At 67.0% G+C, this 12,942-nt stretch carries 9 protein-coding genes; 1 reads left to right on the top strand and 8 read right to left on the bottom strand.

Going from position 1 to position 12,942, the window contains the following annotated elements:
• Positions 1-272 precede the first annotated feature (272 nt).
• The 5 genes from C3Y92_RS20110 to C3Y92_RS20090 form a co-directional block, all read right to left on the bottom strand.
• The gene (locus C3Y92_RS20110; RefSeq protein ID WP_129355678.1) at positions 273-1,217 is read right to left on the bottom strand and encodes an ABC transporter substrate-binding protein; all 945 of its coding nucleotides are present in this window, start codon (positions 1,215-1,217) and stop codon (positions 273-275) included.
• A 19-nt stretch (positions 1,218-1,236) separates the two neighbouring features.
• Entirely contained in the window at positions 1,237-2,001 is a 765-nt protein-coding gene (locus C3Y92_RS20105; RefSeq protein ID WP_129355676.1) for an ABC transporter permease, read from the bottom strand.
• Positions 1,998-2,732: an ABC transporter permease gene (locus C3Y92_RS20100; protein ID WP_235669558.1), complete on the bottom strand. Its 735-nt coding sequence runs from the start codon at positions 2,730-2,732 to the stop codon at positions 1,998-2,000. The genes C3Y92_RS20105 and C3Y92_RS20100 overlap by 4 nt, the downstream gene beginning before the upstream one ends.
• Positions 2,733-2,971: 239 nt before the next feature.
• Positions 2,972-3,736, bottom strand: coding sequence for an ABC transporter ATP-binding protein (locus C3Y92_RS20095; protein ID WP_235669557.1), 765 nt, complete (start codon positions 3,734-3,736; stop codon positions 2,972-2,974).
• A 288-nt stretch (positions 3,737-4,024) separates the two neighbouring features.
• The gene (locus C3Y92_RS20090) at positions 4,025-6,988 is read right to left on the bottom strand and encodes a DEAD/DEAH box helicase (protein ID WP_129355672.1); all 2,964 of its coding nucleotides are present in this window, start codon (positions 6,986-6,988) and stop codon (positions 4,025-4,027) included.
• A 131-nt stretch (positions 6,989-7,119) separates the two neighbouring features.
• On the opposite strand from C3Y92_RS20090, the gene C3Y92_RS20085 reads away from it, so the two are divergent.
• Positions 7,120-8,709 (top strand): sensor domain-containing diguanylate cyclase, encoded by a 1,590-nt coding sequence (locus tag C3Y92_RS20085; RefSeq protein ID WP_129355670.1) that lies wholly within the window; start codon positions 7,120-7,122, stop codon positions 8,707-8,709.
• 69 nt (positions 8,710-8,778) lie between these two features.
• On the opposite strand, the gene C3Y92_RS20080 is transcribed toward C3Y92_RS20085, so the two are convergent.
• The 3 genes from C3Y92_RS20080 to C3Y92_RS20070 all read right to left on the bottom strand — a co-directional run bounded on the left by C3Y92_RS20080 (position 8,779) and on the right by C3Y92_RS20070 (position 12,918).
• Entirely contained in the window at positions 8,779-10,152 is a 1,374-nt protein-coding gene (locus tag C3Y92_RS20080; protein ID WP_015863200.1) for a sigma-54-dependent transcriptional regulator, read from the bottom strand.
• Between the two features lie 75 nt (positions 10,153-10,227).
• Positions 10,228-11,676, bottom strand: a complete 1,449-nt coding sequence (locus C3Y92_RS20075) for an ATP-binding protein (RefSeq protein WP_129355668.1) — start codon at positions 11,674-11,676, stop codon at positions 10,228-10,230.
• Between the two features lie 63 nt (positions 11,677-11,739).
• The gene (locus C3Y92_RS20070; RefSeq protein ID WP_129355666.1) at positions 11,740-12,918 is read right to left on the bottom strand and encodes a pyridoxal phosphate-dependent aminotransferase; all 1,179 of its coding nucleotides are present in this window, start codon (positions 12,916-12,918) and stop codon (positions 11,740-11,742) included.
• Positions 12,919-12,942 lie beyond the last annotated feature (24 nt).

The raw sequence follows: 12,942 nt of genomic DNA, 5'->3' as shown, positions 1-12,942 counted from the left end.
GACGTCGTTTCGTCGGCGGTTCTTTCCAGGAAGCCGACGAACAATGTTCGTTTGGCCGGGCCGTAGCTGTGGAAAACGTCTTGCGGCCACGGATTTACCGGGCTGGATGGCGGCGTTGTAAGAGGGGAAAGCGGCGAAGAATATTCGGGTCACTGGCGCGGAGGGAAGCGTGACGACGCAGCATCGACGCCCCGGGCGCGGGCCGTGGGCCGCGTCCGGGGCGTCTGACGACAAGGGGCTGGCTGCCGACGAGGCGGCGCGAAGCGTGCGGCCTACTGGGCCGGCGCGTCCAGGATCTCGGCCGCCGGGAAGGGCTTGGCCAGAAGCCCGAACCGGGCCGACACGTCGATGACGCCGGAAAGCGCCTTGGGGTCAAGGCGCTGGGGAAAGCGCGGCAGCACGATTTTGGCGGCCAGCTCCGGGGCGAGCTTGGTGCGCTGACTTAAAATCTGCCGGGCCTTTTCCGGGTTGGCGTCGATAAAGGCCGCCGCCTTGGCCACGGCCCGGGCAAAGGCCGTCGCCTGGGCCGGATGGTCCTTGATCCAGGCCTTTTTGGCGAACCAGCCGCCGATGAGATAGGGGCTGCCGAAGGCGGCATGGGGCGAGGGATCGAGGACCTTGGCCGCGCCGCGCGAAACGGCGTCGGTGACAAAAGGCTCCAGGGTCAGCGCCGCCTGGACCGAGCCCTTGGCCATGGCTCCGGCCATGTCCGGGAAGGGGACCTCCACCAGCCGGATGGCGTCCGGGGCGATGCCGGCCTTCTGGGCCAGGGCGCGCATGGCCGCCTCGTTGATGTTGCCCAGGGTGTTTATGGCCACGGTCTTGCCGGCCAGCCCGGCCACGGACGTGAGGGGGGAGTCCGCCGGCACGAGCAGGGCATGGACGTCGTTGGCGCCGGCCACGCCCTCGGCTCCGGGGGCCAGGAAGGCGAAGTCGAAGCCCTTGGCGTGGGCCAGGATGATGGACACGGTGTTGGACCAGCCGATGGCCAGCTCGCCGCCCTCCACGGCCGGGGCGATGACCGCGCCGCCCTTCATGGCCGCGCCGGCCACGGCCAGCCCTTCGGCCGCGAAATAGCCTTCTTCCTCGGCCACGTAGTATTGCAGGCAGTCGCCGACAGGGATGTAGCCGACCTTAAGGGGGGTAGGATCGGCGGCCAGGGCCGGGACGGCGAGGAAAAGCGACAGGACGAAGGCGGCAAGGGCAGCGATGGGCATGGCGTCCTCCTGGGGTTGCTCAACGCCCCATACCATTTTTCCAGCCCTCGTGCCAGCCCAGCAAGCGCGAAAGCCCCCGCTCCACGGCCAAGTTGCAGCCCAGGCCCAAAATGCCCAGCCAAGCCACGCCGGCGTACATCTCCGGGATGGCGAAGGTGCGCTGCATCCGCAGGATGTAATGCCCGATGCCGCTGGACGCGCCCACCATCTCGGACAGCACGGCCACAATAAGCGCCATGGGCACGGCCGTGCGAAACCCGGCCGCCAGACTCGGCCCGGCCGCCGGCAAGATGACGCCGAAAAGCAGTTGCCACCGGCGCAGGCCATAGGCCGCCGCCGTCAGGCGAAAGCCCGGCTCCACATGGCGCGCGCCGTCCACCGCGCCAACCAGGATGGGGAAAAAGCAGGCAAAGACGATGACCGAAAGCTTCATGCCCGTGCCGATGCCCAAAAGCAGCATGGCCGCCGGAATGACGGCCGGCGGCGGCACGGGGCGCACCAGCTCCACGGCCGGGGTCAGCAGCGCCGACAACCGGCGCGACGTGCCCATGGCCAGCCCCAACGGCCCGGCCAGGACCAGGGCGGCCAAGAGCCCGGCCACGGCCCGGGCAAACGTCTCCCCGGCCTGGGCCGGCAGCGTCCCCGAAACCGTCAGCTCCCAAAACACGGCGGCAATGGTCGAGACCGGCGGAAAATAGAGCTTCGAGACCAGTCCGGCCCGGGACACGCACTCCCAGACGCCGGCCAGGGCGCACAACACGACGATGCCCGACAACCGCTTCATGGCCGCCCCGTCCCCGGCAGCCAGACAAGCGCCCGCCGCCGCAAGGCCAGAAACAGGGCGTTAAGCGCCGCGCCAAGCGCACCCACGGCCACGATGCCGGCGTACATCCGCTCCGGCCGGCCGGCCATGGAAGCCTCCAGGATAAACGAGCCCAGGCCGTTTGGCGCGGCCGCCATCTCCGTGGTCACGGCCACGGCCACGGCCACGGCCAACCCCGTGCGCAGCCCGGCGAAAATCTGCGGCAACGCGGCCGGAGCCAGGACGAACACAATGCTCTCGGCGCGCCCCAGGCCGTAAGCCCGGGCCGTGTCGCGCAACTCCGGTCCGGCCGCGCCAGCCCCGGCCCGGGCCGCCACATAAGCCGGCCAACAGCAGGCAAAGGCGGCCACGGCCACGCACAGCCCAAACCCCAGCCCGAGAAACAAAATGCCGATGGGAATAAGCGCCACCGACGGCATGGGGCGCAAAAATTCCGCCGTGGTCCCCACCGCCCGGCCAAAGCCCGGAAACACGCCGCAGCCAAAGCCCAACACCACGCCCGCCAATCCGCCCAAGGCGAACCCGGCCAAGGCCCGGCCGGCCGTGCGGCCGATCTCGGCGAAAATCTCGCCGCTTGCCCCCAGCTCCCACAACGCCGCCGCCACCCGCGAAGCCGGTGGCACGGCCCCGGCCGGCAACACCTCCGCCCGGGCCAGGCACTCCCAAAGCACGAGGAGAAACAGGACGAACAAGAGGCCGGAGAGTTCATAAGCAGGGCTCCGCCCTGCACCCGCCGGGGGGGATGATCCCCCCCGGACCCCCTCAATAGGGGGGGTGGGGTTAGGCGCGGCCATGGATATGGACGCCGCAAGGGCTTGCGGTCTTGTTGGAGACTTGCGGATGCCGCCGCCCCCCATTTCGGGGGTCCGGGGGGATGATCCCCCCGGCGAGGAGGGTTCGGGAGGGGCAGCGCCCCTCCTGACTCTTTTCCCTATTCACGTCGCAGCAACGCATGGATGGCCTTGCGGGCGTCGAGGAAGTCGCGGCGTTCACGGCTGGCGATCTGGTCGCGGGGCCGGGGCAGGTCGATGGGCAGCACGGCCGCGACCCGGGCCGGCGGCGGGGTCAGGGCCACCACGGCGTCGGAGAGATACACGGCCTCGTCGATGTCGTGGGTGACGAACAACACGGTCTTGCCCTGGGCCAGGGCCACGCCGGCCAGCAGGTCTTCCAGCTCTTCCCGGGTCTGGGCGTCCACCGAGGCAAAGGGTTCGTCGAGGAGCAAAATTTCGGCCCCGTAGGCCAGCCCCCGGGCCAGGGCGGCGCGCTGCTGCATGCCGCCGGAAAGCTGCCAGGGATAGTGGCCGGCGAAATCGGCCAGCCCCACCGAGCGCAGGGCTTCCATGGCCTTGTCGGTTTTTTCGGCCTTGGTCCCGGCCGCCCGGCGCAGGATGAAGCGGATGTTGCCGCAGATGGTGAACCACGGAAAGAGCGACGCGGCGGCGTTCTGGAAAATAAGGGCCATCTCCGGCGGCGGCGAAACGATCTCCCGGCCGTCCAGGGTCACCCGGCCGCTCGTCGGGCGCATAAGCCCGCACACGCACTGCAACAGCGTGGATTTGCCGCAGCCAGACGGCCCGACCAGCGACACGAACGACCCCCTGGGCACGTCAAAGCTCACGCCGCCCAGGGCGCACATCCCCGGCGTCCCGTTCACGCCGTACGTCTTGGTCAAGCCTTCAATACGCAGCATCATTTTCTCGGAATACGTCATAATATCGAGAAGAGGGAAGAGGGGGAATGCCTCCGGCGGCCGGGAGGGGGTTACCCCCTCCCGGCCCCTCCCAGTCTGGGGAGCGCTTTTTCCCGGGGATTTTCAGGCGGAGCCTGAAAATCCCCGGGAAAAAGCGCTCCCCAAACAGGAAGGCTTCGCGAAGAGAAAGCAAGCCACGTCCATGCGGCGAAGCCGCCCCCTTTTCTTCATTCGGGGGGTCCGGGGGCCTCAGGCCCCCGGCCGCCGGAGGCATCTTCCTCCTCTCTTCTTCTATGCCCACTCTACGGGCAATCTCACGATCTTCCCCGCCTTATTGCTGAATAGCAAGTAGCCGTTGTCGCGGCCGAAGGTGTAGAGGTCGCGGGTGACGAGCACGTCCTTTTTGCAGTAGGCGGCGATTTCGTCGATGCGGCCTTCCTTCCACCAGGCCAGGGCTTCCAGACCGCTGGCCGATTTTTGCGTGCCGAGCGTCGCCTTGGCCAGGCCGTCCAGGGACAGGCGGTAGCCCAGTCGGGCGTGGACGCGCTCCAGGATGTCCAGGGTGGGCAGCTTGCGGTGGTCGAAGGGCGACGCGCCGGCCAGCACCTTGTAGTCGAAGCGCAGGATATTGAAGCCCACGACGAGGTCGAGACGGGCCAGGGCTTCGTAGAGCGCCGGCAGTTCCTCCTGGGCGTAGGTGATGCAGTCGTCCAGGCCCGAGTCGTAGAGCACGGCCACGGACACGCCCATCTTGTGGGCGTTGCCCCAGCCGCCGACGTCGGCGGCGGCCCGGCGGGTTTCGACGTCCAGCACGCCGTAGCGGCCCGGGGATTTTTTCGTCATGGCGGCCTTGGGATTGGCGGCGGTCTGGAGTTCGCCGGGTTGCGGCGGTTCGTTGGAGATCAGGCCTTCGGGGCGGCAGGGATCGGTTTCAGGGAGTTTGCCGGACATGAGCAGCTCCAGGAGATAGCGGGCGGCCACCTTGTCGATGGGACGGTTGCCGGAGCCGCATTTGGGGGAGTGGACGCAGGACGGACAGCCGGTTTCGCAGGGACAGCCGGCCACGGCGGCCAGCGTTCGGGACAGGGCCTCATCGGCCTTGGCAAAGGCCAGGCGGGTCAGCCCCACGCCGCCGGGCGCGCCGTCGTAGACAAACACGCAGGCCCGGCCGACTTGGGGATGCAGGGGCGTGGAGATGCCGCCGAGGTCGTTGCGGTCGGTGAGGACCAGAAGCGGCAGGATGCCGATCATGGCGTGTTCCATGGCGTGGATGGCCCCCATGAAGTGGAACAGCCGCTTGTCGAGTTCGGCCTGGACGTCCTGGGGGATGACCCACCACAGGCCCTCGGTCTCGAAGACCATGGGCGGCAGGTCCAGGGGCACGATGGACAGGAGCTGGCCGCCCCTGGCCCGGCGGCGTTCGTAGCCGGTGACGGTCTCGGTGACCTTGAGCCGGCCGAGGAAGACCGGCACGCCGTTGACCGTTTTTTCGCCCAGCACGTCGAGAATTTCGGTGGTCTTTTGGCCGCGCGCCCGGGTGTAGTAGTCCACTGTTCCGGGCGAAACCACCACCCGGCGTTCGGGGATGTCCAGGGATTCCACGAGATAGGAGACGCCCCGGTGGATGTAGACCGCGCCGGGATGGGTTTCGCGGTAGGCGCGCATCTCGTCGATCTGGCCGATGACCGCGCCGCCGGCCTCGATGGTGAACTGGCCGCCCGAGCCGCGCAGGTTGACGTCGCGGTGGGGGCGTTTGCGGGCGGCGAAGTAGCGCGTGCCTTCGCGGTCGCGCAGCAGCAGGCCCTTGTCTTCCAGGCGTTCGGCCTCGGCCCGGACGGCGGGGTCGGCCAGCAGCGGATCGGTCAGTTCGATGGGCAGCTCGGCGGCGGCGCATTCCAGGTGTTTGGCGGCGATGGCCGGATTGGCCGGATTGATGACGGCCGATTCCGGCGGGCGGTCGAAGAATTCGGCCGGATGGCGCATGAAATACTGGTCCAGGGCGTCCTCGCCGGCGATGAGCACCACGGCGGATTCGCGCCCGGCCCGGCCCACCCGGCCGCCGCGCTGCCAGGCCGACATGACCGAGCCCGGGTAGCCGCACAGGATGCACAGGTCCAGGCCGCCAATGTCGATGCCCAGTTCCAGGGCCGAGGTGGAGACCACGCCAAGGAGCCGGCCCGAGGCCATGGCCGCCTCGATGTCGCGGCGCTCCTCGGGCAGAAATCCCGAGCGGTAGGCCGACACCCGGGAGGCGTAGGGGCCGGCTTTCTCCTTGATCCATAAGCTGATCAGTTCCGTCATCTTGCGCGACTGGGTGTAGACGATGGTGCGCAGGCCGCGTTTGAGGGCGGCGGCCAGGAGCATGACGGCGGTGGTGGCGGCGGACTGTTCGGGATTGAGAAACAGGAAATGGCGGGCGGCGGTGGGCGCGCCGGATTCGGTGACCGTGGTCACGGGCAGGCCCGTCAGGTCCTCGGCCAGCTGCCCGGGATTGCCGATGGTGGCCGAGGAGAAGACGTAGGCCGGGTCGGTCCCGAAGCGGCGGCACACGCGGGTCAGCCGGCGGAACACGTGGGCCATGTGCGACCCCATCACGCCCCGGTAGGTGTGCATTTCGTCCACCACGACATGGGACAGGCCGGCGAAAAGGGCGCCCCAGTTCTCGTGGTTGGGCAGAAGCGACAGGTGGAGCATTTCCGGGTTGGTGATGAGGATGTGCGGCGGATTGTCGCGGATCTTGCGGCGGAAATGCGGGCTGGTGTCGCCATCGTAGATGGCCGTGGTCGGCCGGGCCGAGTCGGGCAGGCTGGCGGCCAGTTCGCGGATGGCCTTTTGCTGGTCCTGGGCCAGGGCTTTTAAGGGATAGAGGAAAATGGCCCGGGAATCGGGGTTGCGGATGACTTCCTCCAGCACGGGCAGCAGGTAGGTCATGGTCTTGCCGCTGGCCGTGGGGGTGGCCACGGCCACGTGGCGGCCGGCCCGGGCCAGATCGGTGGCCTTGGCCTGGTGGCTGTAGAGGGCGGGGATGGCCTTGGCGGCCAGAAGGCCGGCGACGGCCCGGGAAAAGGGCCGGGCCGGTTCGGCGAAAACGGCCGGTGTGGCCGGCAGCACGCGGTGGTGGACGACCAGATGCCCCAGACGCTCGGAAGCGATAAGCGCGGCCACGTAGGCGGCCACGTCGCGGCCGTCTTGGTCGTCGTCGGGTATCGGGGGGGGAGGGGTCTCGGACTGCATGGCCTTGCCTGCAACGGTCATGGTCGAAAATCCGGGTTTGCGCAAGGCGGGCGCATTGCCGGACCGGCCGGTTTGGGCTAGACTAGCCGGATTGATTCACTTCATTGGGCCACGACGCTCCTTGTGGGATACAGCGTCGTCCGGCAGGAGTCATGCGACTGAAACGTTGGCTTGGTCTCGACACCCTTCGCGGACTGCTGCGTTTTTATACGCTGCTGTGCGTTTCGTTGCCGCTGCTTTTGGCGGCCGGTTTCTTTTATTTCTTTCAGCGCGGTCAAATCATTGACGATACGCTGTCCGGCATGGCCGAGACGTTGGCCACGGAGCGCAGCGTCTTGCGCTCCTGGATCGACGAGCGGTTCGACGATGCGCGGTTTCTGGCCCTGCTCGACGGGACGCGCACGGGCAACACGGACCTGATGCGCCAGGCTTTCGCCAAGTACGTGCGGACCCATCCCTCGGTTTCGGCCGTGGTTGCCGTGAACCAGGACGGGCACACCCAGGTCGATTCGTCTGGATCGCCCAGCGTCTATGTCGGCGACCGATCCTATTTTCTGGAAGCGCGTCAAGGTCGCGACTCCTTGGTGGCCGGCATCATCGGCCGCGCTTCGGGCAAGCCGATCTGCCTGTTCGCCACGCCTGTGGCGCGCCTGGACGGCACGTTCGGCGGTCTTGTCTTTGCTTCGGTGCAGCTCGACGCCTTGGACGTCTGGCTGCGGCAAACCACGATCCTGGGCCAGGGCAAGGCCGTGCTGTGCGACGCCGAGGGGCGCATCCTGGCCCCCAGCGCGGCGGTGCGCGTCGCCAGCGGCCAGTTGACCGGCCGGATCGCGCCCCAGGCCCTGGGGGCCGGGGAGCGGGGGGCGGTCTACCGCGATGCGGACGGCCGGGAAATGCTGGCCGTGTCGGTGGCCGTGGACCGTGGGGGCCTCAAGCTTGTGCGCCAGGAACCGGCCGCCGTCGCCCTGGTCGGCTACCGCAGCCAGGCCTTATGGGTCGCGGCCGGCGCCCTGGCCGCCATCATCCTCATTTCCCCGCTGGTGCTGCGGTTTTGCCGTAAGCTGGAACAGCCCCTGGAAGCCCTGTCGCGCCATGCCCGGGAGCTGCGTTCCAAGGAGTACGACGAGACATGCCCTCTGGCCGCGCCGCCGGATCTGCCCCGGGAGGTGGAGGAACTGTTCGTCGCCTTTTCGGCAATGGCCTGCGACGTGCGCGGCCACATCGACGCCATCGAACAGTTAAGCGTCCAGGACGAGCTGACCGGCCTGTACAACCGACGATTCTTGTTCTCCAGCGGCCTCAAGCTCGTGGCCGCCGCCCTGCGGGCCGGCCAGCCCTGCTGCTGCCTCATGTTCGACGTGGACCATTTCAAGCGGGTCAACGACACCTTCGGCCATCAGGCCGGGGACCACGTGCTGGCCCACATTGGGACTTTGCTGACCGGGGCCGTACGGCGTTCCGATCTGGCGGCCCGCTACGGCGGCGAGGAATTCGCCGTGCTGCTCGTGGGCGCTGACCTAGCCCAGGGCCTGGAACAGGCCGAGCGCATCCGCCGGGCCATGGCCGAAAAACCGTGTGAAGCGGCCGGCCGCAGCCTGTCGGTGACGGTAAGCGTGGGCGTGGCGGCCGTGCCCGATAGCCAGGAATTCGGCGAAGCCGCCTTCGACGACCTGCTGGCCCGGGCCGACGCCGCGCTGTATGCGGCCAAGGCGGCCGGCCGCAACCGAGTGATGGCGGAGTGACGGGATAAAAAGAAAAGATGCCGGCGGCCGGGGGCCTGAGGCCCCCGGACCCCCCAATGGGGTGTGGGGCTAGTGGCCGGTGAGTTTGTACTTCTTGAGCTTGTATTGCAGCAGGCTCTTGGAAATTTCCAGCATCTCCGCCGCCTTGACCTGGACGAAGTTGGAGCGGGCCAAGGCCCGGCGAATGAGCGCCACTTCGATTTTTTCCAGCGTGTCGTTTAAATTGATGGTCACCGGCAGCAGATCAACGGCGGATTTGTACTGGCTCTCCTCGTCGCGGATTTCCGTGGGCAAATCCTCCACCTGCACCACGTCCGAGGCGGCCAGCACCACGCAGCGCTCCACGACATTCTGCAATTGCCGCACGTTGCCCGGCCATTCATAGGCCGTCAGGTACTCCATGGCTTCGGGGGAAAAACCCTTGAAGACCTTGTTGTTTTCCCCGGAGTAGCGGGTGAGGAAATGGGCGGCCAGGATGGGGATGTCCTCGCGGCGTTCGCGCAAGGGCGGCGTTTCGATGTGGACGACGTTGAGGCGGTAATACAGGTCCTCGCGGAAGGTTCCGGCGGCCACGGCCTCGGCCAGGTTGCGGTTGGTGGCGGCCAGGATGCGGATGTCCACCTCGATGGGGTCCGAGCCGCCTACCCGCTCGAACTTGCGCTCCTGGAGCACGCGCAGGAGCTTGACCTGGAGTTCGGGCGAGAGTTCGCCGATCTCGTCGAGAAAAATGGTGCCCTGATGGGCCATTTCAAAACGGCCGCGCTTGCGGGCCACCGCGCCGGTGAACGACCCCTTCTCGTGGCCAAACAGCTCCGACTCCAGCACTCCCGAGGCCAGGGCCATGCAGTTGACCGAGATAAAGGCCGCGTCCTTGCGGGGCGAGGCGTAGTGGATGGCCTTGGCGAAAAGCTCCTTGCCGGTGCCGGATTCGCCGGTGATGAGCACGGTGGATTTGGTGGGCGCGGCCTTGGCGATCATTTCCAGCACCCGCTGCATGGCCTTGCCCCGGCCGATGATGTTCTCCGAGGAGAACTTGTCTTCCAGGGACTGGCGCAGCAGCATGTTTTCGCGCTGGGCGGCGGCGAAACGGCTGGCCTTTTCCACGGTCAGCAGCAGCTCGTCGTTGGCGAAGGGCTTGGCGATGTAGTCAAAGGCTCCGATGCGCATGGCCTCCACCGCGCCTTCGATGCTGCCGAAGGCGGTCATGATGATGACCGGGATGTAGGGGTAGTTGCGCTTGACGTGCTCCAGCACCTGCTGCCCCGTGACCTTGGGCATCTTCATGTCCGTGATGACCACGTCCACTTCGGATTCGTCCAGGAAGGCCAGGCCGGTCTCCGGGTCGTCCAGGGCGGTGACGGCATAGCCGGCGTCGCCGAGCATGGTCTCCAGGATGAGGAGATAGTTCTTCTCGTCGTCTAAAATCAAAATCTGGCTGGGCATGGTGGCTCTTCTCGTTGGATGGGGGGTCTGGGGGCCTCAGGCCCCCAGCCGCCGGAGGCATCTTCTCTTCAAAACCTAAGCCGCCGTAAACGTCATCGTCACCCGGGCGCCGCCTTCGGGGGCATTGTCCAGGGCCAGGGCGGCATTGTGGCTTTCCACGATGGTGCGCACGATGGCCAGTCCCAGGCCTGTGCCGGCGTCCTTGGTGGTGAAAAACGGGTCCAGCACGCGGTCCTTGTTGTCCGGGCAAAAGCCGGGGCCGGTGTCGGCGATGGTCAGCGTCAGCTCGTCGCCGTCGCGGGTCGCGGCCACGGCCAGGGCCGGTTCGCGGAGCTTTTCCTTGTCCTCGGCCATGGCGTCCAGGGCGTTGGAGAGCACGTTGTAGACGGCCCGGTAGAGGAGATCCTTGTCGCCGCGCACGGTGAGCCCCGGGGCGTAGTCGCGGCTGACGGCGATGCCGAGCTCCTCGCATTTGGCTTCGAGGAAGGTCAGGGCCTGGTCGCAGGTAAGGGCCAGATCGACCTCGTCCTGGCGGGGGTTTCTGGGCCGGGCATAGTCCAGGAAGTCGCCCACGGTCTTGGACAGGCGCTTGGATTCGTCGAAGATGGCTGAGAGCAGCCTGGCGTTGGCCGGGTCGGCGTCCTTGGCCCGTTTGAGGAGCAGTTCGGCCGTGGAGCGGATGATGCCCAGGGGATTGCGGATCTCGTGGGCGATGCCGGCCACCATGCGGCCCATGCCGGCGAGCTTTTCCTGCTGCTGGAGTTCGCGTTCCAGGCGTTCGCGGTCGGCGATGCGCTGGGCGTTGATGCGCCCGGCCCGGCTGATGATGATGCGCAGCATGACGAAGAGCAGCAACGAGGACATAAGCGAGGTGGCGATGATGATGCGCTGGAAATCGACGACTTTTTGGTAGTCGTCGGTGATGTCCTGGGTGAATTCCAGCACGCCCATGATGAATCCCTGGGGATTGCCGGGCACCAGCGACCGTTCGGTGCGCAGGGGATAGATGGTTTTGAGCGTCACCGTGTCGGGCTTGGGCGAAAAATCGAAGATGCCGCCGAACATGCCGGCCCGGGTCACCACCTGGAAGCTCGACGTGCCCTGTTCCAGGGCCTCGATGATGGCCGCGCCGGCAAAGCCGGATTGGCCGACCAGCTCCTTGTCGGTGGAATACGACACGCGTTTGTCGTGGTCGTAGATGCGCACTTCGCTGACGTGGAAGCTGTGGATGGTGGACAGCACCGTCTTGTCCAGGCGGTCGTACTGGGCCGGCTGGGACAGTTCCACCCGGCCAAAGCCGATGACCGTGGGCAGGGTGAAGCGCTGATAGATCTGGTGGTTGAGGTTTTCGGCCAGAAGCAGGGCGAATTCCTTCTGCTTGGCCAGCACGTCCTGGCGGGCGTAGTTGGAAAGAAAGATGGACAGGAACAAATTGACGAGCAGGATCAGCGCCAGGGAGCTCCAGGACAGGAACTTGACGAACCCCAGGGATTGATCATCGTCTTTTCGCAGCTTTGTGGTCACGCCTTGCTCGCGGCGGCCGGTCGCGGGACCGGCCGCCGTCGGGGTTTCGGGCTTGGGGCCCGGCTAACCGAGTTTTTTGAGGAAATCGCCCATCTGGGTCAGGGCTTTTTCCAGGGTTTCGTCGCTGGTGGCGTAGGACAGGCGCACGCAGCGGTCCTCGCCAAAGGCCACACCCGGGACGGTGGCGATGCCGGCTTCGGTCAAAAGCGCTTCGGACAGGGCCGTGGAATTGGGCACGGCCTCGTTGTAGTAGGCCGAAAGGCTCGGGAACAGGTAGAACGCGCCGGCCGGAACGGGGCAAAAGGCCTTGTCCCAGGTCTTGATGATGGCCAGGCACAGGTCGCGGCGGCGGGCAAAGGCCTGGCGCATTTCTTCCACGCAGTCCAGGGGGCCGGTCAGGGCCGCGATGGCCGCTTTTTGCACGATGGAGCAGATGTTGGAGGTGGACTGGCTTTGCAGGGTGGACATGGCCCGGATGACGTCGGGATGGGCAATGCAGTAGCCCATGCGCCAGCCGGTCATGGCGAAGCTCTTGGCCAGGCCGCCAACCACGGCCACGTTGTCCGGGTACATGGCGAAGCAGCCGGCCATGGAGGCGGGCTTGGCCGGCTCGTAGACAAGGCGGTCGTAGATCTCGTCGGAGACGATGTAGATGCCTCGGGAAACGGCCCACGCCATGATGGCGTCGAGCTGTTCGGCGGTGTAATGGGCCCCGGTGGGATTGGAGGGCGAGTTGAGGACCATGGCCCTGGTGGCCGGGGTGGCCGCCCGGTCAAGGTCTTCCACGGTGACGAGGAAGCCGTTTTCCGGGCTGCTCGGCACGGCCACGGGTTCGCCGCCGGCCAGACGGATCATGTCCGGGTAGCTGACCCAGTAGGGGGCCGGCACCAGCACTTCGTCGCCGGGGTTGAGCACGGCCAGGAAGAGATTATACAGGGCCTGCTTGCCGCCGTTGGTGGCGATGACCGCCTCCTTGGGCACGGGCACGCCGTAGATTTTCTTGTAATAGCCGGTGACCGCCTCGCGTAGGGTGGGGATGCCCGGCACCGGCGTGTAGCGGGTGAAATTGTCGTCAATGGCCTTTTTGGCGGCGTCCTTGATGTGCTGGGGCGTGTTGAAGTCGGGTTCGCCAGCCGAGAGGTCGAGGATGGCCTTGCCCTGACGGCGCAGATCGGCGGCCTTGGCGGCCATGCCGAGGGTGGCGGACGGGGCGACGAGACGCATACGGAGCGCGGTGCGCATGGCCCGAAATCCTTGGCTTGGGGG

Source organism: Solidesulfovibrio carbinolicus (genome assembly GCF_004135975.1).
GTDB classification, from domain to species: Bacteria; Desulfobacterota; Desulfovibrionia; order Desulfovibrionales; family Desulfovibrionaceae; genus Solidesulfovibrio; species Solidesulfovibrio carbinolicus.
Note: the sequence above shows the minus strand (reverse complement) of the source record. Positions and strands in the feature narration are given on the sequence as shown.

Coding starts and splice junctions, on each gene's coding strand:
- C3Y92_RS20110 (WP_129355678.1), bottom strand. CDS start 1,217: ATGCCCATCGCTGCCCTTGCCGCCTTCGTCCTGTCGCTTTTCCTCGCC.
- C3Y92_RS20105 (WP_129355676.1), bottom strand. CDS start 2,001: ATGAAGCGGTTGTCGGGCATCGTCGTGTTGTGCGCCCTGGCCGGCGTC.
- C3Y92_RS20095 (WP_235669557.1), bottom strand. CDS start 3,736: ATGATGCTGCGTATTGAAGGCTTGACCAAGACGTACGGCGTGAACGGG.
- C3Y92_RS20090 (WP_129355672.1), bottom strand. CDS start 6,988: ATGACCGTTGCAGGCAAGGCCATGCAGTCCGAGACCCCTCCCCCCCCG.
- C3Y92_RS20085 (WP_129355670.1), top strand. CDS start 7,120: ATGCGACTGAAACGTTGGCTTGGTCTCGACACCCTTCGCGGACTGCTG.
- C3Y92_RS20080 (WP_015863200.1), bottom strand. CDS start 10,152: ATGCCCAGCCAGATTTTGATTTTAGACGACGAGAAGAACTATCTCCTC.
- C3Y92_RS20070 (WP_129355666.1), bottom strand. CDS start 12,918: ATGCGCACCGCGCTCCGTATGCGTCTCGTCGCCCCGTCCGCCACCCTC.